At 66.2% G+C, this 20,908-nt stretch carries 27 protein-coding genes, 1 tRNA gene and 1 pseudogene; 19 read left to right on the top strand and 10 right to left on the bottom strand.

Going from position 1 to position 20,908, the window contains the following annotated elements:
• From BST10_RS18760 to BST10_RS24365, 14 genes and pseudogenes are all read left to right on the top strand, one after another.
• Positions 1 to 564, top strand: a 564-nt coding sequence (locus BST10_RS18760; protein WP_479724661.1) for a glycine-rich domain-containing protein, incomplete at its 5' end; no start/stop codon positions are given.
• Entirely contained in the window at positions 561 to 1,244 is a 684-nt protein-coding gene (locus BST10_RS18765) for a hypothetical protein (RefSeq protein WP_083039822.1), read from the top strand. The genes BST10_RS18760 and BST10_RS18765, both read left to right, overlap by 4 nt.
• A 184-nt stretch (positions 1,245 to 1,428) precedes the next feature.
• The gene (locus tag BST10_RS18770) at positions 1,429 to 1,812 is read left to right on the top strand and encodes an LtfC-like domain-containing protein (protein ID WP_083039824.1); all 384 of its coding nucleotides are present in this window, start codon (positions 1,429 to 1,431) and stop codon (positions 1,810 to 1,812) included.
• The gene (locus tag BST10_RS18775; RefSeq protein WP_133054447.1) at positions 1,805 to 2,092 is read left to right on the top strand and encodes a hypothetical protein; all 288 of its coding nucleotides are present in this window, start codon (positions 1,805 to 1,807) and stop codon (positions 2,090 to 2,092) included. The genes BST10_RS18770 and BST10_RS18775 overlap by 8 nt, the downstream gene beginning before the upstream one ends.
• A 14-nt stretch (positions 2,093 to 2,106) precedes the next feature.
• Complete coding sequence (locus tag BST10_RS23575; RefSeq protein WP_205277360.1) at positions 2,107 to 2,811, top strand: hypothetical protein; 705 nt, start codon at positions 2,107 to 2,109, stop codon at positions 2,809 to 2,811.
• 2 nt (positions 2,812 to 2,813) lie between these two features.
• Complete coding sequence (locus tag BST10_RS18785; RefSeq protein ID WP_083039830.1) at positions 2,814 to 3,854, top strand: hypothetical protein; 1,041 nt, start codon at positions 2,814 to 2,816, stop codon at positions 3,852 to 3,854.
• A 1-nt stretch (position 3,855) separates the two neighbouring features.
• The gene (locus tag BST10_RS18790; RefSeq protein WP_083039832.1) at positions 3,856 to 4,473 is read left to right on the top strand and encodes a hypothetical protein; all 618 of its coding nucleotides are present in this window, start codon (positions 3,856 to 3,858) and stop codon (positions 4,471 to 4,473) included.
• A 176-nt stretch (positions 4,474 to 4,649) separates the two neighbouring features.
• Positions 4,650 to 4,982: pseudogene (locus BST10_RS18795) on the top strand (C40 family peptidase); the annotation flags it as partial.
• Positions 4,979 to 5,686, top strand: coding sequence for a M15 family metallopeptidase (locus tag BST10_RS18800; RefSeq protein ID WP_083039836.1), 708 nt, complete (start codon positions 4,979 to 4,981; stop codon positions 5,684 to 5,686). The pseudogene BST10_RS18795 and the gene BST10_RS18800, both read left to right, overlap by 4 nt.
• Positions 5,686 to 6,753, top strand: coding sequence for a peptidoglycan-binding domain-containing protein (locus tag BST10_RS23400; RefSeq protein ID WP_083039838.1), 1,068 nt, complete (start codon positions 5,686 to 5,688; stop codon positions 6,751 to 6,753). The genes BST10_RS18800 and BST10_RS23400 overlap by 1 nt, the downstream gene beginning before the upstream one ends.
• A 65-nt stretch (positions 6,754 to 6,818) precedes the next feature.
• Positions 6,819 to 7,127 (top strand): hypothetical protein, encoded by a 309-nt coding sequence (locus BST10_RS18810; RefSeq protein ID WP_083039840.1) that lies wholly within the window; start codon positions 6,819 to 6,821, stop codon positions 7,125 to 7,127.
• 3 nt (positions 7,128 to 7,130) lie between these two features.
• Entirely contained in the window at positions 7,131 to 7,553 is a 423-nt protein-coding gene (locus tag BST10_RS18815; protein ID WP_083039843.1) for a hypothetical protein, read from the top strand.
• A complete protein-coding gene (locus BST10_RS18820; RefSeq protein WP_083039845.1) occupies positions 7,546 to 8,088 on the top strand; it encodes a hypothetical protein in 543 nt (180 codons plus the stop codon). Before BST10_RS18815 ends, BST10_RS18820 begins: the two co-directional genes overlap by 8 nt.
• A 43-nt stretch (positions 8,089 to 8,131) precedes the next feature.
• A complete protein-coding gene (locus BST10_RS24365; protein WP_423226888.1) occupies positions 8,132 to 8,326 on the top strand; it encodes a DUF7427 family protein in 195 nt (64 codons plus the stop codon).
• Here the strand turns inward: BST10_RS24365 and BST10_RS24215 are convergent.
• The 6 genes from BST10_RS24215 to BST10_RS18855 form a co-directional block, all read right to left on the bottom strand.
• Entirely contained in the window at positions 8,289 to 8,420 is a 132-nt protein-coding gene (locus BST10_RS24215) for a hypothetical protein (protein WP_264079736.1), read from the bottom strand. The two genes, BST10_RS24365 and BST10_RS24215, sit on opposite strands and share 38 nt — an antisense overlap.
• A 31-nt stretch (positions 8,421 to 8,451) precedes the next feature.
• Complete coding sequence (locus tag BST10_RS18830) at positions 8,452 to 9,462, bottom strand: LAPAL motif-containing putative phage structural protein (RefSeq protein WP_083039937.1); 1,011 nt, start codon at positions 9,460 to 9,462, stop codon at positions 8,452 to 8,454.
• A gap of 284 nt (positions 9,463 to 9,746) precedes the next feature.
• Positions 9,747 to 10,877 (bottom strand): XRE family transcriptional regulator, encoded by a 1,131-nt coding sequence (locus tag BST10_RS18840; RefSeq protein ID WP_163762283.1) that lies wholly within the window; start codon positions 10,875 to 10,877, stop codon positions 9,747 to 9,749.
• Positions 10,843 to 11,517: a hypothetical protein gene (locus BST10_RS18845; protein WP_133054448.1), complete on the bottom strand. Its 675-nt coding sequence runs from the start codon at positions 11,515 to 11,517 to the stop codon at positions 10,843 to 10,845. The genes BST10_RS18840 and BST10_RS18845 overlap by 35 nt, the downstream gene beginning before the upstream one ends.
• Before the next feature lie 317 nt (positions 11,518 to 11,834).
• Positions 11,835 to 12,467 (bottom strand): DUF732 domain-containing protein, encoded by a 633-nt coding sequence (locus tag BST10_RS24220; RefSeq protein ID WP_133054449.1) that lies wholly within the window; start codon positions 12,465 to 12,467, stop codon positions 11,835 to 11,837.
• Between the two features lie 15 nt (positions 12,468 to 12,482).
• On the bottom strand, positions 12,483 to 13,460 hold the full coding sequence (locus BST10_RS18855; RefSeq protein ID WP_083039860.1) for a hypothetical protein: 978 nt from the start codon (positions 13,458 to 13,460) through the stop codon (positions 12,483 to 12,485).
• 99 nt (positions 13,461 to 13,559) lie between these two features.
• On the opposite strand from BST10_RS18855, the gene BST10_RS23405 reads away from it, so the two are divergent.
• Positions 13,560 to 13,668, top strand: a tRNA-OTHER gene (locus BST10_RS23405).
• Positions 13,669 to 13,885: 217 nt separating this feature from the next.
• Here the strand turns inward: BST10_RS23405 and BST10_RS18860 are convergent.
• The 4 genes from BST10_RS18860 to BST10_RS18870 form a co-directional block, all read right to left on the bottom strand.
• Entirely contained in the window at positions 13,886 to 14,638 is a 753-nt protein-coding gene (locus tag BST10_RS18860; RefSeq protein ID WP_232062544.1) for an EcsC family protein, read from the bottom strand.
• Positions 14,639 to 14,675: 37 nt separating this feature from the next.
• Entirely contained in the window at positions 14,676 to 14,846 is a 171-nt protein-coding gene (locus BST10_RS23410; protein ID WP_163762284.1) for a hypothetical protein, read from the bottom strand.
• Positions 14,847 to 15,317: 471 nt separating this feature from the next.
• Positions 15,318 to 15,749 (bottom strand): pyridoxamine 5'-phosphate oxidase family protein, encoded by a 432-nt coding sequence (locus BST10_RS18865; protein WP_041316968.1) that lies wholly within the window; start codon positions 15,747 to 15,749, stop codon positions 15,318 to 15,320.
• A gap of 45 nt (positions 15,750 to 15,794) precedes the next feature.
• Positions 15,795 to 17,318 (bottom strand): serine/threonine-protein kinase, encoded by a 1,524-nt coding sequence (locus tag BST10_RS18870; protein WP_083039862.1) that lies wholly within the window; start codon positions 17,316 to 17,318, stop codon positions 15,795 to 15,797.
• Positions 17,319 to 17,445: 127 nt separating this feature from the next.
• Here BST10_RS18870 and BST10_RS18875 point away from each other — a divergent pair, with 127 nt between their 5' ends.
• The 4 genes from BST10_RS18875 to BST10_RS18890 are packed head-to-tail and all read left to right on the top strand — an operon-like array spanning position 17,446 to position 20,890.
• Positions 17,446 to 18,234 carry a class I SAM-dependent methyltransferase gene (locus tag BST10_RS18875; RefSeq protein ID WP_083039865.1) on the top strand — a complete coding sequence of 263 codons (789 nt, stop codon included), beginning with the start codon at positions 17,446 to 17,448 and terminating at the stop codon, positions 18,232 to 18,234.
• 21 nt (positions 18,235 to 18,255) lie between these two features.
• The gene (locus tag BST10_RS18880) at positions 18,256 to 18,732 is read left to right on the top strand and encodes a DUF309 domain-containing protein (protein WP_083039868.1); all 477 of its coding nucleotides are present in this window, start codon (positions 18,256 to 18,258) and stop codon (positions 18,730 to 18,732) included.
• The gene (gene galT, locus BST10_RS18885; protein WP_083039871.1) at positions 18,729 to 19,814 is read left to right on the top strand and encodes a galactose-1-phosphate uridylyltransferase; all 1,086 of its coding nucleotides are present in this window, start codon (positions 18,729 to 18,731) and stop codon (positions 19,812 to 19,814) included. Before BST10_RS18880 ends, galT begins: the two co-directional genes overlap by 4 nt.
• On the top strand, positions 19,811 to 20,890 hold the full coding sequence (locus BST10_RS18890) for a galactokinase (protein ID WP_083039874.1): 1,080 nt from the start codon (positions 19,811 to 19,813) through the stop codon (positions 20,888 to 20,890). The genes galT and BST10_RS18890 overlap by 4 nt, the downstream gene beginning before the upstream one ends.
• Positions 20,891 to 20,908: the final 18 nt, after the last annotated feature.

Below are 20,908 nucleotides of genomic sequence, written 5' to 3' on the forward strand. Positions count from 1 at the left end.
CCGCCACCCCCGCCTCCACCGCCCCAGCAGAAGGCGGAGCTGTTCACTTTCACCGCAGACTTTCTGGGATGGGTTCCGCCGCTGTGGGCGACGACCCTGTACCTGGTGGGAGTTGGGGGCGGCGGCTCCAGCTCGGGTGGCAACTCGGCGGTCAACCTGCCGGGCAGTCCAGGAGAGTGGGCCAGCGCTTCGATACCCGCCCAAGTCGTCAACATCTTCGTCGGAAACGGCGGGGTGGCCGCCACCCTGTATGCGGGCGGAAGCGGCGGGCAGGACAGCCGTGTCGTTCGCGCCGGCCCGAACACCGCGGCACTGACCGCCGCCGGCGGGGCCGGCGCACCCCCTCCGCAGGGCTTCTACATCGGACAGGATCTGACCGGCCCCGGCCCGTCACCCCGCTCAAGGGCTATTGGCGAAGGCTATGTGGCGACCGGCGGCGGCAACGTCTCAGAGGGGTCCAACGGCGCCATCCCCGGCGGGGCGGGCGCTGGCGTCCGAAACTTCCTGACCAACAAGCAGACCAACGGTGCCCGCGGGCAAGTGTGGATATTGGCGGTGTCATGACCAATCCATGGGTGCAAGACGTGACGCCGGATGATCCGGTGCAGGCGGTCGGGTGGTGGGCCGACACACTGAAAGTGCAGCGGTCCAGCGCGTCCGTGGGTTCGGCAAGCGGCACTAACACCGTCACGTTCGATCATGAGGTGCTGGCCGACAGAGAACACCTGGTGTACTTCCTGGCATGCAGGGGGGTGTTCTCCGGCTCCTACAGCTGGTCGCTGTCTGGTGTCCCCGGCATCCAGTACCAGGCATACCGGGGCATCAATTCGGCTGAAACCCACGGCTTTATCGCCTACTTCACCGCCTACAACGTGCCGCAGGGGATGCACACCGCCATCGCTACCGTGACGGCGCAGCCGGGCGATACGTTCTCGCAAATCCATGCTGGCGCTGTTGGCTTCAGTGGGGCGTCGGACGTGGAGGGCTTCTACTGGCAGCGAGGAACCGGGCGCACCGACTTCTCTGACCTGTCAAAGTACCCGCAGGGCGGGATGCTGATCAGTGGAATTGTCGGCCAAAACCCTTTGCCGGTAATCAATTCTGATGCCGGGCCGGTCACTGAACTGTCGTCACCGGATGGGCGTTTCAAGCTGCTGACGGTCGATACCAATGGGCTGGATATTGCGTTCTCGCAGAACTATTCGGGCGAGTGGGTCGAGATATCAGTGGGGGTGGAGCCATGAGCGAGGTAGAAGTTCAGTACGGGCCTGCGCGGTTTGTGGGCGAGGCTGAGGATGGTGGATCGGCCGGCGGCAACTTCCGCCGTCCGGGCCGCACCAGTTGCGGGGGGTCTCGCTCGGGGGGTGATCGGGTCGCCGGCATGCGGTGTCCGGAGTCAGATGCCCCGATTATCCATGAGGAGAGCTGATGGCGATCATTTACATTGTGCCGCGGCCGGCTGGTGCACGCGACGACGAAGACGACAAGACCCGGTATGTGGTGTCGCTCACCCGCAACGCCGACTGCATGTTCACGATCCGCGCTATCGACCCTGACACCAGCCAGCCCGCCGACTGGAATTGCGACGTCTGGGTGTACGTGGGCTTGCCGGGCGGCAAAGAGCAGAAGGTTGTAGCGACGGTGACCGGTTCGGATGCGGTGGTGCGCATTGAGTCTGAGGTCGGCAATCAGGTCAAAGAGGGTGCCGCTTGGCAGGCTGTGCGTTCATTGCCCGGATCGCCGCTGTCGCTGGAAACTCCGCTGATGGTGGGATCGTTTGAGCGCGCCGACGGGGGTGTGCCTCGTGTCTGATCCCGTGGTGTTCGAGGTTGATGTGCCTGCGCCGGTGGATGTGTCGATCACGCCTGCTCCGGTTGTGGAGGTTCAGGTCGCGCCCGTTCTGCCGAGCCCGCCGCCGGATCCGCAAGTGATTGCGGGGGCCGTAACCGATTACCTGACCACCAATCCGGTGTTGCCGCCGCAGTCGGGGCAGGCCGGAAACGTGTTGTCGACTGATGGTGCTGATCCGTCGTGGATGGATATCACCCCGCCGGTAACCCTGACCCTGCTGCTTGATAACGCTCTCGTCTAAAGGAGGAAACACGCATGTCCCTTGTTACTCAGGTCTCCGACCTTGCCACTGCCACCGGCACCGCCATCAAGGTCGAACGGGCCAAGATCGGCACACTGGCCAACCTGACCACCACCGAGAAGTCGAACCTTGTTGCTGCGATCAACGAGGTGATGCTCGCGGTTGGATCGGGTGGGTCGATCGACGCGGACTCGATCTCGGACGCTACGACGGTCGGTAAGGCGCTGATCCGTGCGGTGGATGCTGCCGCTGCCCGCACGGCGATCGGCGCCGGCACATCGAACCTGGCTTTGGGCACGACCAGCTCGACGGCTAAGGCTGGCGATTACCAGCCGTCGGCGGCGAACATCTCCGATTCAACCTCGGCGGGTCGCGCCTTGCTGACGGCGGCGAGTGTTGCGGCGCAGCGGACAGCCCTGGATGTGTTCTCGCAGGCTGAGGTGGCTTCGGAGATCAGTGATGCTGTGGATGCGCTGGTCAATGGTGCGCCGGGTGCGTTGGACACGCTTCAGGAGCTCGCTGATGCCCTGGGGAACGATGAGAACTTCGCTACCACCATTTCGACCGCGTTGGGTAACCGGTTGCGGGTCGATGCTGCGCAGTCTTTGTCGGGTCCGCAGCAGGCGCAGGGGCAGGCCAATCTGAGTGTGTATTCGCGTGCGGAGATTGGTGATCCGACGACTGACTTCGTATCAATTCTGACTTCGGCGCTGGCGTAGCCATGTCTCTGGCAGACAAGATCGCGGCGGTTGTAACCGCGATTGGCGCTGAGTTGAAGGCGAAGGTTGACAAGGCCGATTTGGCTGATGTTGCTACCTCCGGCTCCTACGATGATCTGGACGATAAGCCGACCCTGGGCACAGCCGCGGCCACCGACGCGACCGACTATGCCACCGCGACTCAGGGGACCGCGGCCACGAATGCGTTGGAAGGCGTGCAGTGGTTAGGGAATGCGTTTGTGGAGTTCACGGAGTCCCTGCCAGCGGTCGCAACTTCGGGCAGCTACAACGACTTGGATGACAAGCCGTCTATTCCTGCTCCGGTGACGGCGCTGACCGACCTGGATACGACGGTCACAGGCGCGCAGCTCAATGCCGATCACGCGAAGCTGACTGGCGTTGCCGAGGAGGCGACGAAGAACGCGACGGATGCGCAGTTGCGGGCGCGGTCCTCCCACACGGGTACTCAGTCGGCAGCCACGATCACGGGTTTGGCCGATGTTGCGACCTCGGGCTCTTACGACGACCTGGACGACAAGCCGACCATCCCACCCGCCCTGCCATCCCAGACCGGCAATGCGGGCAAGGTGCTGGGCACGAACGGAACATCGCCATCATGGGTCACCCCCAGTGGCGGCGGTGGCGCGTCAGAGAATCCGGTGCCTATTGCTGCGAACTACTCCGCTGCGGTGGGCGATTTCGTGGTTCCGATGGTGGATGGCCTGACGGTGACTTTGCCGCCGTCGGCTGACCATGGTGACATGGTGCAGGTCTTCAGCGTCGATTTCGCGGTGACGGTGGACTATTTCAATCTGTTCACACAGGTCGTGAATGCCCAGACTCTTACTCCGGAGACCTTGGGCACCTTCCGCTACATCGAAGATGTCGACGTTGGTGCTGGCCCCATGTCGGGCTGGTATTTGACGAGGCGGTCGGAGACTCCCGATGTCATGGTGAATCCCCGGTTCGTGCTTCTGAGCGAAACGGAGTGGGGGGCAACGACGCCCGAGGCTGACCGCACTTATCTGGTGTTTGAGGACTGACATGCCGATCATTCGGGATGGTAAGAGCCTGGTTGGTGGGCAGCGGAACGGCAAGGCGCTGAAGGCGGTGTTCTTCGGGGATAAGCAGGTGTGGGGGGCGTTCACTCCGACACTGGTCACGGTTGATGTGCCGGGTCCGTACTCGGTGCCGTGGGTGTCGGGGGCGACGAAATGTGACGTGGTGCTCGCCAGTTGCGGAGGCCCCGGCCAAGGACAGTGGGACCCCATGCCTACCGCCGCGACGACATGCACTGGTGTAGGCAGTGCCACCGCGCCCACCACTGGCACGTATGCGGCGACCACGGGGGCGGGTGAGGACATGCCCGACAAGCATTACAACGGCCAAATCTATCCGGGTGCCGCAGGAGGCGCGCCAGCAACCGGTGGCGGACAGACAGCCGGGGATGGCCAGCAGCCGGGAGCGGGCGGCGGCGGCGACGCCGTGCTCAACAGCCTGCGTGGCGGCAAGTGCGGTCAATGGTTCGCCACCACCATCACCACCCCGCAAACCTTCACTGGAACAATCCCGACGCCCGCCACTCCAGCGTACGGCGGGTTCTTCACTCCCGGCAAGGGCGGCGGCGGCATCGCTCACTTCTACTTCTACGCGGACACATGAAACCCGCACTCGCACTACTGATCCTCGGGCTCGCCATGATGGCGGGCCTTTTGCTTGCGGCCGTCCGCTGCGGTGACTGCGCACTCGCCGACTGGTAACCCATGCGCCGAACCACGGCAATCCTCACCGCCATCTGGCTCACCGTGGCACCGGTCGCACGGGCTGACGGGGATGTTGTGGCAGCAGCACGGACAGCGATCGGACACCCCTACGCATGGGGCGCAACCGGACCCGACCGATTCGACTGCTCAGGACTCGTCGTGTGGAGCTTCGCGCAAATCGGCGTGTGGGTGCCGCGGACGAGCCAAGAGCAAGCAGTCGCAGGACAACCCGTCAACCGCAACGACCTGCACCCCGGCGACATCATCGTCTACTACCCGAACGCCAGCCACGTCGGCATCTACAGCGGCGCAGGCCAAGTCATCCACGCATCCACTGCTGGCCGCCCCGTCGCCGAAGTGCCCATCGACGCAGCAGGGCCATACAGCCGAGCAAGGAGATACCTGTGAGCTATCGAACCGTCTACGGCTATAGCGTTAGCGAAAACGGATGGCGCATGGTCAACCGCGACGCCTGCGACATCGTCCGCATCCCCGAGCTCTACCTGACGAACACTGCACCCCTGCGCAAGGGTGCACCGCTGACCATCCTTGGCGCCTGGTTGTACTGGTACGACCGCAACGTCGAGGAAATCCTGTCACCCGTCTGGGGCTGGTCGGCCACCAACGACGTCGCCAACAGCAATCACCTCGCGGGCACCGCCGTCGACGTGAACGCCCCCAAGTACCCGTGGGGCTCGCGGGTCATGTCAGCCACCTTGAAGGGCCGCGTCCGCGCCGGACTCGCACTGTTCGAGGGCTCTGTGTTCTGGGGAGCCGACTGGTCCCGTGCCGACGAGATGCACTACCAGATGGCCTGGCGGGAGGGCGATCCCCGCAATGAGGCCTTCGCCAAGAAGCTGCTCGACGGCTACCTCGGCATCTACAAGCCCGCACCAACACCGCCCGCCACGACACCAGAGAAAGGCCCCCTCATGGCACTCAACGACGCTGAACAACGCGAACTGCTCGACGGGGTCCGCTACATCCGCGACCAGGTCGGGCCCGGCTTCGACCTCTGGGGCAAGGACGGCGACCTCGGCCACAACGACGACGGCAAGCGCCGGACACTGCGCGCCGGACTCGCCGCGCTGATGCGCAAGGTCGGTGCCTGATGAGCCTGCCCTACCGCCTCGGCGACAACGGCCCCGAAATCGTCGCGTGGCAGAACTGGTTCGACGCCATGTACGCCGCCTACGCCCCACCCATCGACGGCTACTACGGCAACGACGAAGTGGCCGCCGTCAACGAAATGCAGCGCCGCCTCGGCCTGCCCGAGACCGGGGAGTTCGACCAGGCCACCGCCGACAAAGCCGGATACCGGGCCGACGGCAACTACAAGCCACCCACCCCCATCCGGCCCAAGCCTGCCGAGCGCCACCTTGCCCTCGTCTACCGCGGCACGGGCGGCATCATCGGCGAAGACTACGTGTCCCGCGTCTGTCAAGGCGCTGCCGATCTGGTCGAGGAAATCAATCCTGACTGGTCGGCCACCATGGGCGGCATCCCCGTCGGCACCGCCCCCATCGGTGCGGGCCTGTCCATGAACCGCGCAGTCGACGCCGCATTCGAGGCGGGCAAGGCAGAGTTCCTGTCCCGGCACCGCGACAACCCCAACCGCAAAGTCGTCATCGGCGGCTACAGCGCCGGCGCAGTGGTCGCCGCCCGGCTGCGGCAATGGCTACAGACCAACTACCCGAACAACTACCTCTGCTCGTTCAGCTTCGGTGACCCCACCCGCCCCGTCGGCGGCGCCTACTACGGTGGCCTCGCCTGCCCAGGTCGCGGCATCGGCTCCTGGCGCTACGGCGACACCGGCGACTGGCGGCACTGCTGGCTCGCCGACCCCGACGACATGTACACCTCGGTGCCCGACAACAACACCGGCGCCATCATGTCCACCGCCTACGACATCGTCACCGCCGTCCAGCTCACCGACCCGCTGGCCACCGCGCAGTCCATCGCCGAGAAGGTGCCGGTCATCATCGACCAGTTCTTCCAGGATCCGCTGGCCGGCTTCGACGCCATCGGCCGCGCCGGCCGGTTCGTCATCGACGGCACCCGGCCGCACATCGAGTACCACCTGCGCGAGGTGTGGCCCGGGCAGACGTACCTGGGTCTGGCCGTGCAGCACGTCCGGGACTGGGCCAGCCGCGCCGCGCCGGCCGCCGCCGCGGCCTGACCGGCGCCGCCGCTCGCCTTCGCTGACCAGGACATTCGCCTCCACTCGAAAGGAAACCCTCAACGATGAGCACCGAATCCGAGCTGTACACCCTGACTTTCTGGAAGCGATCCTTCGCCATCTCCGTTAGCGCGGCCGCGGTCACCGCAAGCAGCGTCCTCGCCAACGCCCAAGCCGGAAGCCTCCACGACGCCCCCTGGTACGGCACCCTGTCCACCGCCATCCTGTCCGGCCTCATCGTCCTACTCGGCCTGATCGGCGGCGCCGGCATCCGCGACATCGCACCCGGAAGCCCAACCACAACCGCCCAAGCCCTGGCGTCCCTACGATCGACCGGCCGGCACGCCAAGCCCGACACCGACCAGCAGGGCTGACCCATGGTGTCGCGCTGGCTGCCCTACGCGGTCATTACCGAACGCCTGGTGATGATCCTCGCCGCCGGATCACTCACCGCCGCCCTGCTACGCGGCGCCGACTACCTCCTGCTACCCCAGCAAGCCCCCGACCTGTCCGCGGCAGAATCCGCCCTGCCCATCGGCCACTGGGGAGCACTGCTCATCACCGGGGTCACGCTCGCCGTCGTCGGCTACCTCGTGCACCGCTGGCCCGTCACCATCCTCGGCCACGCCCTGCTGGCCGGCATCTTCTGCGCCTTCGGCCTCGGTGAAATCATCACCGGCCTGGGCAACATCGCCGGCGACGAACTGCGCACCGGCGCCGCATTCCTGTGCGTCCAAGCTGTTCTTCACGCCGAGCTGACCGTGGTGGCGTGGCGACGCTGGGACGCCGCACGTGGATGACCCGCTGCCGCACCTCGCCGACAATCTCAACCTGCCCAACAGCCTGTTGTTGCCGGTGGCGTTCGGACTGTCCATCTACAGCGGGTTGCGGATGCTCGCCGAGCAGTTCGCGCCGGTCGCCAAAGCGCTTGGGCCTCTCGGCCGGCGCTGGACGGCCCTGCGTGAGCAACGGGTTGCCCGGGCCGCCAACGTCGCCGAGCTGACCGAGCGGGTTGCGACGCTGACGGCTGAGCTTGCCGAGGAGAAACGCGACAACGCGTGGCTGCGGAAACTCCGCAACGACGACGCCTACACCATCGACCTTCAGCGCCAGGTGCGTGAGCTCGCGGCGATCGCCCGCCGCCGCGCGGACCGCATGGAGATGATCGACGCCTACGTGCTGGCCGACACCGAATGGCACCGCCGCGCCGACCTCGCCTGGAAAGCCGGCGCGGATCCCGAACGCATCGAGGCGACGGTGCCCGAGCACGTGCCGTTCCTGGAGTTCGAACGACGTTGGCGAGCAGCACGGACGAAGCCTGATGAGCCCCGCTGACCGGGCCTGGCTGACGCTCGCGGGCGGTGTACTCGCCTGGGATATGCTCGGCGCCGAAACCCTGTCGGCTGCGGCTGGCCGCTACCACCAACGGCGGCCGTGGCTGACGCGGGTAGTGGTCGCCCATCTGGCCGCGCACCTGCTGGGTGTTGTTCCGCCGGTCGCGGACCCGCCGCACTGGTTGACGCGGCCGAAAAGGTCTATCCGCGCGGTGCTTCCCGCTTTATCAGGTGCGTGATGCCGATCGTGGCGGCGACAATCGACGGAACGATGACCAGCGCGTTGACGCCCGCCGTCGTGATCAGCCAGTAGGAGATCGCGCCAAAGATCAAACCAACCAACGCTAGAAGCAGGCTGGGAACATCAAGCCGACGGCGGGCTGTGCTCCTGTGATTCGTTATCACCGGCCGCCCTCCTGTGCCTCTCGACGCTTACCACAGTCCACTTGGTACGCGTACTGCCGTTTTTCGTGGTCGCGTCACTGCGGATCTTAAGCCAGAAGATGTCTTGTTGGCTGATGGCTAGTCCCTGTGCGACGTGACCGAGGAACTTTTGATCCTCAACCGTGACGGTACGGGTTTCATCCGACGTTTTCACCCGCCATCTGGCGGGATTATCGAAGTCGATAGCCGACATCTGGGCCTCAACCTCGAAGATCTCGGATGTCTCCTTGATCTCGTCCTCTGGCCGGGCGGCGGCGTAATCGGCACGATCAAGGGCGAACACTCGAGGTGCGGCATCCTTCGTGATGGGCAATTCGGGCTGTTGTGTGTCGACGGGCGCGCTCACATCGACCTTGGTCACACGTGAATCCGCCAGCGGGGCCATGATCTGGCGCAACTGACTCTTGCGGCGACGGCCACGCTTCTGCAGTTCCTTCCACGCCGCGAGCGGTACCTCATCTACCGTGTCGTCCTGCCAGTTGATCTTCACCCTCCCGTTGTCGAGGTAGGAGAAGTCCTTCACATCGGCGCGCAGCGATTTGGTTGCCCACCAGACGACGGCCGCGATAGTCGGAGCGCCGAGGGCCGACGCGGTGGCTTGCGCGTTCTCCCAGTTGTCCGTAACGGCATTCGTGACGGCATTCGCGACCACATCCCAGTTCTCGGTCGCCACCCGCACGACCTCAATGAGGAACGAGCCGTCCTGCGCTGGTCGCACCAGAACCTCAGAGTCAGCAGGACCCTCGTCATGGAAGACGCCGGCCTTGTCGAAGTCGCTGGTAAGGCCGACGAGCCCCAGCAGTACATCAGCGACGTGCGCGGCTCGTAGCTCATGCAGATCGGCGCCGTCGCCGTTCTCGCCGGTGAAACGAAGCGTCAGGGAGTCGACGATGACCTTGTTTGGTCGATCCGACTGGCCAGATCCGTTCATGGTGCGTGAGTGTATTGCCACAGCACGATGCCCTTGACGTACGTTGGTCAAACCGTGATCCAGTGCACTCGCGACCGCTTGTGTCCTGGCTGAGTATGTCCGACCGCATGAGCACCATCGGTGATGTGGTTCCGCTCACGGATGGCCGGTGGATGATCCGCCCACCGCAACGCTGCCCGGCCGGTCACCAGCTGGCCGCCGGCACCGTCCTGGCCGGGCCCGCCGGTCCGCGCTGCTCACAAAAATGCCGACGCTCAGTCGAAGCGCCGCGGCCGACCGGCTGATTAGACGACGCGGAGGTGCCGCCGAGGCCCCCGCCCAAGAGAGTGCATCACGGACGTTTCGGTAGTGACTGCGGTCACCGGAGCCAGGCGAAGTTCGGCACCGAAGGTCAGCGCATGCACATCGCTGACGGGGATTCCTAGATCACGTGCGATCGCAGTGGCGCTTGCCGATGGGCTGCTAAATACCGATGGGAATACCCGGGACATCTCGTAATTTGTCATCCCGCCCGGCTCGCTCGATCGAAAACCGTTCTGCGACAGAGTGATACAAGCTTGTCGGTATGTCCAATCACTCATTCTTCCTGCTCGGTGCGCAGCGTACGTCAGCGCCATCGCCGAGACCTTGAAGTACTCTCGGATCTGTAGTAGCTCGGGGACGGTTGCGTTGAACCGTACGTACTCGTCGAGACTGTCCTCAGGCATCAAGAATTCTGACGCGAACGCGTCGGCTTCCCGCTCTTGCGCCGTTGTCTCTCCAGGCTCATTCGAATGCAGAACCAAATGGCCAATTTCGTGCGCTACGTCGAACCTGATGTGTTCCGGTGTCTTTCGGCGCGCAAGAAACACGTACGGCACGTCGTCACGCCAGATCGAGTAAGCGTCCACGACGTCCGCAAATGGCGGCAGGGTGTACACACGCACGCCCCGCGACTCAGCGAGCTGCACCAGGTTCGGCAACGGCCTGGTGCCAAGTCCCCACATCGCACGAAGCGTCGATGCCGCAGTGCGCGGCCCCAGTCCGTCGAATGTGGGGAGGTCGAGCTGTGGGCGATCGAATCTTTGTGAGATCCAGTGGTCAATCTCAACCCCTGCGACGCCAGCGGCAACGGCGGAGTCGCGCTGCCGGGCAGTCGCCCGCCGCGCCGACCTGAACCGCACCTCGTTGGCGCATAACGTCGGCGCGGAATCTCGCTGGAAGTACGACACGGGGAACTCGACTGCCGCCGCGATATCCGCTGCGGCAATGGCGGGGGCTCCGTTCGTCTCGTACTTCGTAATAGTCCGTGGAGTGACGGCGAGACGCTGCGCCAGTTCGACTTTCGTCAACCCTCGGCGCATCCGCGCAATCTGGATCCTTTCAGGGTTCAGGAATGACTCAGCTGGCGACTTCGGAGACTTGGAAGTCGACATCTTGACCCCCCACATCGAGCGGCTTACGAGTTTTGACGCCGTCCGGCGATTGCCACTCGGGAAGTATCACACGCACGATCCAGCCAGTGAACTGCCCACCCTCGAACCCGCGCGGCAGGGAGATTTCCGCGCGCACCCCGTCGGTGTCGCGGTAGTACAGCAAGAACCAGTTACCACTAGGTGGCCCGCCAATGTCGACCACTGGTTCCTGCTGGCGAAGGGTCTCGACCGTAATCCATGGGATGGTCAAGTTGACGGCTTCGGCCGTTCCGATCCCTTTGCGTCGCGCTGCGCGCGGCCCGCTCGGATGGTCGGCGATCCCAGTCGGCTCGGTCGCACCGACCGTTGACAGCCCGTAGGGTAGTTCACGGTGATTGGACACCGGCCTGTTGCGAGGATCAGAGCTAACCCAGGGACCGCGCGCGAGGCGCCCCCGCAGTACGCCCACGGTGTCGATCCAGCGGCTCATGCCGGCAGCGATCACAGGATGATGCGTGGTCTTGTTGCCCGCGGCGATCTCGCCGGCCTCGATGGCCTGTCGCACGTCGGCGATGTCGATGTCCATACGTTTGAGGTAATCGGCAGCATCACCCGTGTTGATAATGATTGTGGCCGTGCTGGCCTCTGGGCTGGTGGTCACATTGTTTCCTCTTCGTGTTCCTGCAGTTGCTCTCGGCGCCCTCATATTTTTGCATGAAACCGGAACATAACGAGGTCAGGCGGCTCCGCGTGTCGATCGCCGGGCCCGCCGGTGGCCGCCGACTGCAATCTGCTGGCCGGGCCCGCCGCGGTGCGCACCCTCTGAACAGCTGCACACATCACCACGCCCTCCCGGGTTACGCTCCGTGGTGAGGGTCCCTCGGCATTCGCCTTGCCGAGGGCACCTCACCACCCCAGCGACGACACCGCCCCTCGACACCACGTCGAGGGGCGGCATTTGTCGTTCCAGGGGTCAGCTCACCCCGCGTTGGGGCAATACACCGACCGCGCAGCCCGCACGAACGCTACGGCCTCGCGGTACGGCATCCCTGCCGCGTTCATCGATAGCACGAAATCATCGGCGGATGACCCATTCTCGATACTGAGGCAGACATTCTTCGCAGTGGCGATTGCACCGCTCGGATGGCTATTGGATACGCCATCACGAGCGAGCAGCTGGATGAATTGTGCGTCGGGCGGTAGTGATTCTGGTGTCGCGGCTGGTGCGGGGCCGGGTGTGGCGGTGACGGTGACCGTCGGCGGCGGGACGGGTGCCGGTGGGATCGGTAGCGCCTCGGCGGTCGGGCTGGGTGCCGGCCGCACGGTTGCGGGCGCCGGCGGGACCGGTGAGGGCGGCGCTTGCTGCGCCACCGGAGTCCGGTCGAGCAGCAAGATCGCCGCGGCGGCACTGCCGGTTACGGTCAGGATGGCGGCGACCAGGGCGGCGACCCGCCACCACGCGCGGGATCTGGGGGGCTGGTAGTCGACGACCGGCATGCTGCTGGTGTGGTCGCTGTAGGCCAGCGGGCGGCCGGCGACGGTGGCGGCCGGGTCCAGCTCGGCAGTGTGCAGCGCCTCACCGGCCGCGACGGCCGTCTCTTCATCAGGCATGCTGACCTCCTGCAACTAGTCGAAGATTCCGGACGGGACGTCGCCGACCCGGATCATCGTCATGGGTGACGACCGCTCATCGCCGAAAATTCCGCAGCCATCGGTCATCACACGCTCATGAAACGTTCCAGTGAGGGTTCCGTCCGCTAGCGGAATCATCTCGGCCCAAACCTCCGAACTGTCGGAGGCTGTGCCGCTCTCATCGCAAGGACTGGAATGAATCGTGCCGCCGTTTGGGCCTTCGTTGTCGCTAACCCATCGAGTTCCGGTCCAGCGGTATGCCGTTCGGATAATGTTCCCGGATTCGTCGCGAGCAGGCAGATGCTCTTGGGCGTCGACGGCAATGCTGATGGATGAACAGTTCCCGACTTCGTTGCATGTGGTGTTTCGAGCTGAATACACAGTCTGTGCGTCGCCGCCGAGCGTTGCCATGTTGATCAGATTGCCGTCCTTGGTGCGTAACACCCCGTTCGGAAAGTCGACGTCAATGCGATAGATGCCATCGAGATGCCAGATCGGCGGAGCGTCCGCGACGGGAGCGGATTCGGCCGGCTCGCCGCGGCCGGCGACGAACGACCAGATGGCGGTCGCTGCAGCGATGCAGGCCACGACAATTGCAGCGACGGTAAGGATGGGCGCGATACGTCCCGGCTTCCGGGACGAGAGAACAGTTGGCGTAACGGGTAGCGGCGGCGCAGCCGGGCCCGATTCGCTCAGCGCTTTGGCTGCCGGGATCTTGAGGAAATAGCCAGCCCCGAAACTGGCGCACATGAGCGCGTACCAGAAGCGTTCGGCGCTGGTCATGGTCGCCAAACCCGCGTCGGCCAGCGCCTTCTTGGTGGGGATCTTGGCGAAGTAGCCGCTTCCGAGGCCGATGTTCATCACGATGTACCAGAAGCGCGCCGCAGAACTCCCCGGGGCGGGCCCGAGGTCGGTGATGGGCGGCGACGCGTCGGCGGGCGCTTCCCGAGTGGCGACGTCGTCGTCGGCCATTGCTGCCCCTCTCCCGGTAAGACCCGGAAATTGTCACGAAGTTGTCACAACTCACGCGGCACAAGCTGATTTGCCACGAGACATGCTGAGAGCATATCCGCAGGTCATCGCTGGGTGGTGCGACATCGAGAGATAGCAAGACACACCATTTAGCGGACTGTAAATCCGTCGGCGCAAGCCTACGCAGGTTCGAATCCTGCACCTGCCACCCAGGTCAGGCCCCCTCCCGAGGGGGCCTGATTGGTTTCCGGGTGTTTGTTGTCCGCGGTGAGTCCGCAGCAGAATCGAAAGCGGTCGCTACGGCGTCCAGATCGTCGGGCACAGCCTTGGCGGCCGCACCTACGTTCGTGGCCCAGCTGGATCTGGGCCACCAGCACCGCGCCGTCCACGCATCCGGTGGCGTTCGATGCAAGGTCCCAGCCGGGTTAGGATCCGAGTCGGTCTACGGGGATGAATGTCGTCTTGGAGTACCTGGCGATCTGGTTGATCGCGACGACATTCACTCCTGCGCCGACCCCGCCCCCGACGAGGGGAATCCCCTTGATGAGGTTGATCGATCCCCTGGTGCCGAACTTCGTGAGTAGGCGATACCCCACTTTCTTGTTGATGTTGATCAGGACACGGCCCGGAAGCCGCCGCAGGCCAGCTAGGGTCGTCTTTTTGCCGACCTCCACGCCTACCCGACCCACCACGGCGCTGGCGTTGGCGCCAAGCAGTGAGATCAGGACCGCGCTGCGCACCTCCTCCGACTGGACGTCGTAACCTCGGAGGATCGCAATTGCCGCTGACATACGTGCGCACAACATGTAGAAGACCGTGACGTCAGTCGTTACTGCAACCGGAAGGGTCGCCAAGCCACCCATCCCCGTAGCAAACCCCGAAGACCCGACCCAACGACGGTGAATTGCGATCAAGCGCTTGATCGCGGCCTCGGTGTCGCCGTGGGTGGTGAGGGCCTCCTCTGCAATCTGGGTAGCCGACTTGTATGGCCCGAGTCCATCAACACCGATGGCGAGAATCTTGTTGGCGAACTTTAATGCCCGACTCGAATCGGCATCGGGGAACAGCGGTGTTGCGCCCTGGTCGCCCCCGTCCTCAGATCCATCGCTACCGGTAGGGACATGAGCGCCGGGGTCCATAATCTTCCTCACTGCCTGGTCGAAGGCCGTCTCAGTCATCGAAAAGACGGCTCCGCAGCCGTCTCCCGGGGTAACACTACTGGCGGTCACCGACTACTTCGCCGCCACTTTTGGCCGGTAGTCGATTCTTGTTGGTGGTGGTGTAAGGCTCGTCGAGTTCCTTGGCCAGGCCGGTGGCGATGACGTCGTCCATCGCTGCGTGAATGCTGTCCTGGATTGCCGACGGTCGTCGGGGCGGTTCGGACATGGCACGCCGTGACCTGTTCCAGGCTCTCGCCAAGGAAGGGCTGTTGTCCGGTCAGCGCATAAAAATATCGACGCGGGCATCGGCTATCTCGGCTCGGAACCGTTCTGGGGCCGTGTACGGCCATGCCCCAGTGTGGCGGTATTGGTCAGTCCGGTTTCCCCGGCGACCCGGGCGATTCCGAAGTCGACCAGGTACGTGAGGTCATCTCTGGGACAAAGACGTTGAGGGTTCGACGTCACGGTGGGCCCGTCGCGTCGACGGCCACGAACGTCAGATCCTTCCCTCACAATCCGGTGACGTCTATTCGGTTATCCATGGCCATTGACACCGCATAGCGCGGTACCGAACGTGGGGCAGAAGCTTCGCTGACCAGTTGATTGCAAGGGCCAAATCCGCCGGCGCAAGCACACACAGGTTCGAATCCTGCACCTGCCACCAGACTTAAGCCACCATTGTTGGGGCTTGACGTGTTTACAGGTCCCCCGAGAAATCCGCGCTGAACCAGCGGTCGGGCCGGATGGTGAACAGCACGCTGGAAGCGCCGTCCATGTTCGCGGCGAATGCGCGCCCGCCTTCCTCGCCGAGGTAGCGGATCGCGATCGCCTCCCGGGGTTCCCGTGGCGCCGGTGTGGTGGTCTCGGTGACGGTGCCTTCGACGATCACGTACTGGTAGGGCAGCTCTTCGCGCTGCACCACCAGCGTCACCGCGCCGGCCTGCTCGATGAGCCGGGCTTTGCGGTTGCCGGCGCCGGTGTTGACCACGATGTCGCCGCCGGGGGTGTAGTCGTACCAGATCGGGACGCTGGCCGGGGGCCGGCCGTTGTCGGCGGCGACGGACAGCACGGCGACGTGCTTGTCGGCGAGGAATTGCTGACGTTCGGTTTCGGTGAAGGGTTTGGGCATGTCGGCTCGAACGGCCACAGCTGCCGGGCTATTCCGGCGTCCGGATCACCAGTCGCCGGGCAGCGGTTTGGTCCGGGCCCACGGGGTGCAGCCGTAGCTGACGAACATGCCGTCCTCGGCGCGCGGGTCGATTTCGACCGTGGGTGTGCCCAGCGTGATCAGCCGCGATCCCGTGTCGACGACCTGACCGTGCCGGTCGAAGACGGTGTAGCTGCACGACCCGCCCGGGCCGAGGCCGGCGCCGTAGGTGCCGTAGGGCATGTAGTCGGGGATGGTGTAGGTGCCGGGAGGGAACACCGGCCCGGTTCGCTCGGGGGATCCGGCGATCTGGGCCGCTGCGGCCACGCAGTCGGCGCGCGGGTAGCGGGCCAGGCAGTCGCTCCAGCCGATCTGGCCGACGATCGCCGAATCGACCCGGGTGACACCGGGATCGGCCTGCCAGGAGTAGCCGGCGAGGCCGCTGACGCAGCGCAACACCGTGCCCGACGTCGACGTCGCGGTGGTGTTGAGCTGGGCATGACTGCACATCGAGTCCAGCAGCGCCGCCGCGCGCGTCGCGGTGGTGGCCGGGGTGCTGGGCGGCGGCGCCGTGGTGGTCGGCGGTTCGACGATCGGTGGGGGAGGCGGCGCGGTCACGGTCGTCGTCGACGTGGTGGTCGTGGGTGGGGCCGGGGCGGCGGCCGGCGCCGCCGGTTCCGGGTGCGAGGTGTTGCCGAGCAGGTACAGCGCCAGCAACGCCGCGGCGGACAGTCCCCAGCCCTTGGAGAACCGGCGCCGGGGCTTCGGTGGTGAGAACGGCCGCGGGGCGGGTGCGGCCGTGTGCAGCGCGGCGGCGAACTCTTCGCAGCTGGCGTACCGTTCGGCCGGGTTCTCGGTCAGCGCCCGGGACAGCGCCGCGTCGAGGCGGGCCGGGTCGGGGTGCACCGGCGGCTTGCCGGTCAGCAGGTGATAGGCGGTGGCGGCCAGCGCGTACTGATCGGCCCGGTGATCGATCGCCTCACCGCGCAACTGTTCGGGAGCGGCGTAGCGCAGTGTGCCGACCGCCATGTTGGTGGCGGTCAGGCCGCTGACCTCGTCGACGCGCAGCCCGATCCCGAAGTCCGCCAAGATGATTCGATCGCCCGACTCGCCCGGCCTGGTCAGCAGGATATTCGCCGGCTTGACGTCGCGGTGCAGCAGACCGCGCCGATGAGCGTAATCGAGCGCCTGCGCGACGGCCGTGACGATCTCGACCACCTGCTCGCGGGGCAGCCCGCCCGGGTGGTGCTGCAACAGCGCGTCGGCGTCGGGTCCGTCGACGTAGTCCATCGCGATCCACAGCTGCCCGTCGTGCTCGCCGCGGTCGTGCACGCCGACGATGTGCGGATGCCACAGCGACGCCGCCAGGTCGGCTTCCCGGTTGAACCGCTCCCGGAAATTCGGGTCGGCCGAGACCTGGCCGGGCAGCACCTTCAGCGCGTCGCGGCGCGGCAACCGCGGGTGTTCGGCCAGGTAGACCTCGCCCATGCCGCCCGAGCCGAGCTGCCGCACGATGCGGTAACCGGCGAACGTCGAGCCTGCGGTGAGCATGGCGTGACCGTAGCGCCGGGGACCGACACCGAGTGCCGGCCAGATCCGCCTGCCCCAGGAATTAAAGGAAAATTAGGGTCTAAAGTCTACTAGCGGATGCAGGGCTGGTAAGGCTAACCTTCGTCGCATGACTCTTCCGATGCCCGATCGCAAAACCGCTGACCTGCCCGGCCACTGGCTCTTCGCCCGGCTCGGCAAACGGGTGCTGCGGCCCGGCGGGCTCGGGCTGACCCACCGGATGCTGGCCGACGCGAAGCTGGCCGGTGCCGACGTCGTCGAACTCGCTCCCGGCATGGGCCGCACCGCACGCGACATCCTGGAGCACTCCCCCGGCACCTACACCGGAGTCGAAGCCGACGACCACGCCGCCGGTGTGGTCCGGTCGGTGGTCGGCGACAACGGCAGGGTGGTGACCGGTGAGGCGTCGCAGACCGGGCTGGCCGCCGACAGTGCCGACGTCGTAATCGGTGAGGCGATGCTGACCATGCAGACCAACGCGCACAAGTCCGAGATCATGCGCGAGGCCTTCCGGGTGCTGCGGCCCGGCGGCCGCTACGCCATCCACGAGATGATGCTGCAGCCCGCCGACGTGCCCGAGGCCGTCAAGGAGGAGGTCCGCACCGCCCTGGCCCGTTCCATCAAAGTCAACGCCCGCCCGTTGACCGCCGCGGAATGGTCCGAGCTGCTCACCGAAGCCGGGTTCGAGGTGGAGAAGATCTCTTATGCGCCGATGGCGCTGCTGGAGCCGCACCGGCTGATCGCCGACGAGGGCCTGTTCGGGGCGCTGCGGTTCGTGTTCAACGTGCTACGTGACTCCGACGCGCGGGCCCGGGTGCTCAACATGCGCGCGACGTTCCGCCGCCACCGCGACAACATGGCCGCCATCGAGGTGATCGCCGCCAAACCGGCCGCGTAACGCACTTGCCATGATGGACGGGTGACTACCCGCGACCGCGACGAGTCGGGCCGGCCCCGCAACGCCCGCCCGCGAGACCGGCTGGGACGGCCGCTGCCGCGCGGCAGCAAGGGCGGCGTGGAGGGCGTGCCCGACGATCTCGACCTGCCGCCGGCGCAGACGCTGGCCTACGCGCAGTTGTTGCTCGACGACGGGCTGGCGTTCAACGCCCACGAGGTGCTCGAAGCCGCCTGGAAACACCGGCCCGACGCCGAACGCGATCTGTGGCAGGGCTTGGCGCAGCTGGCGGTCGGTGTCACCCACGTGCAGCGCGGCAACGTCATCGGCGCGGTGAGCCTGCTGCGCCGCGGCGCCGACCGGCTGGCGACCGTACCCGTCCCGGTGCCGTACGGGATCGACCTCGCCGGGCTGCGCAGCTTCGCCGCCGGGCTGGCCGACGACCTGGCGGCCGGCGTCGAGATCGCCCCGCAGCGGTTGCGTCCTCGGCTGGTCGCGTGAGCGCCCCGACCGGGTGGTCGCTGGCCGACGGCCGCGACCTGTTGTTCTTCGCGCTGCCGGGCCACACCCCGTCGCCGGTGCCCGACCGCCGGCCGCTGCCGCCGCGCGACCCCCAACCTTCTGATCTGAGGTTCGACCGCACCACCGGCCAGTGGGTGATCATCGCCGCGCAGCGCCAGGACCGCACCTATCACCCGCCCGCCGAGGCGTGCCCGCTGTGCCCGGGCCCGAGCGGGCTGACCAGTGAGGTGCCCGCACCCGACTACGACGTGGTGGTGTTCGAGAACCGCTTCCCGGGCCTGGCCGGGACCGGAGCTGCGGTTGCCACGCCGTCTCCCGACGGGGCCGAGTTCGTCGCCGCACCCGGTCATGGCCGCTGCGAGGTGATCTGCTTCTCGGCCGATCACACCGGGTCGTTCGCCGACCTGAAACCGGCGCAGGCCCTGCTGGTGGTGCAGGCCTGGCGGCATCGCACCGCCGACCTGCTGAACCGCCCCGGCATCGAGCAGGTGTTCTGCTTCGAGAACCGCGGCGAAGAAATCGGGGTGACGCTGGGCCACCCGCACGGCCAGATCTACGGCTACCCGTATCTGACCCCGCGCACCGCCGCGATGCTCGCCCAGGCCCGCGAGCACCGAATCGCCCACGGTGGCAACCTGTTCGCCGACCTGCTGGCCGCCGAGCGAGCCGACGGTACCCGCATCGTGGCATCCAGTGAGCATTTCACCGCGTTCGTGCCGTTCGCGGCGCGCTGGCCGGTGGAGGTGCATCTGTATCCGAATCGGCGGCTGCACAACCTGACCGAGCTGACCGATGCCGAGCTGGACGACTTCGCGAGGATCTACCGGGATCTGTTGGGCCGCTTCGACCGTATCTACGACACCCCGCTGCCCTATATGGCCGCGCTGCACCAGTACCGCGCCGCGGGAGTGCAGGCCGACGGCTACTTCCACGTCGAGCTGATGTCGATCCGGCGCAGCGCCACCAAGCTGAAGTATCTGGCGGCATCCGAATCGGCGATGGACGCCTTCATCGCCGACGTCACCCCGGAGTCCGTCGCCGAGCGGCTGCGGGCGCTGTGATCAGCTATTCCGCGCCGGGCCGGGTCAACCTGATCGGTGAACACACCGACTACAACGGCGGTTTCGCGCTGCCGATCGCGCTGCCGCAACGCACCAGCGTCACATTCACCCCGGCGGAGATCGACACACTGACCGTGCTGTCGGATCACGCCGACGCCTCGGTGCGCATCCCGCTGGACACCGTCCCCGGCGGGGTGACCGGCTGGGCCGCGTATGTGGCCGGGGTGATCTGGGCGCTGCGTGACAGTGGTGTCGCGGTGCCCGGCGGCACCATGACCATCAGCAGCGACGTGCCGATCGGTTCGGGCCTGTCGTCGTCGGCGGCGCTGGAGTGCGCGGTGCTCGGCGCGCTGACGACGGCGGCCGGGGTGAGCCTCGACCGGGTCGCGGCGGCCCGCATCGGGCAACGCGCCGAGAACGACTACGTCGGTGCCCCAACGGGATTGCTCGATCAGCTGGCGTCCCTGTCCGGGGAGGTCTCCACCGCGGTGCTCATCGATTTCCGTGACCTCGCGGTGCACCCGGTGCCGTTCGACCCGGATGCCTCCGGGGTGACGCTGCTGCTGTTCGACTCCGGGCAGCGCCACGGCCACGTCGACGGGGAGTACGCCGCCCGCCGGGCGTCCTGCGAGCGGGCCGCCGCGGCGCTGGGGGTGTCGTCGCTGCGGGAGGTACAGCACCGCGGCGTCTCGGTGCTCGACGCCGTCGGCGACCCGGTCGATGCGCGCCGGGCCCGGCATGTGCTGACCGAGAACGAACGCGTGCTGGATTTCGTTGCGGCCGTGTCGGAGTTGGACTTCGCCGCCGCCGGGAAGTTGTTCACCGCATCGCACGTTTCGATGCGCGACGACTTCCAGATCACCACCGCCCACCTTGACCTGATCGCCGATGCCGCGGTCGCCGCCGGCGCGCTGGGCGCCCGGATGACCGGCGGCGGATTCGGCGGCTGCGTGATCGCGTTGGTGCCGACCGAACTCACACTGAAGGTCGGCGACGCGGTGCGGTCCGCGGCGCTGGCCGCCGGTTACGGCGAGCCGGAAGTCAGCCGGGTCTATGCCGCTGCTGGGGCCGGATAGCGAAGAAGGTGTATTGTT

The organism is Mycolicibacter algericus DSM 45454 (genome assembly GCF_002086455.1).
Lineage (GTDB): Bacteria > Actinomycetota > Actinomycetes > Mycobacteriales > Mycobacteriaceae > Mycobacterium > Mycobacterium algericum.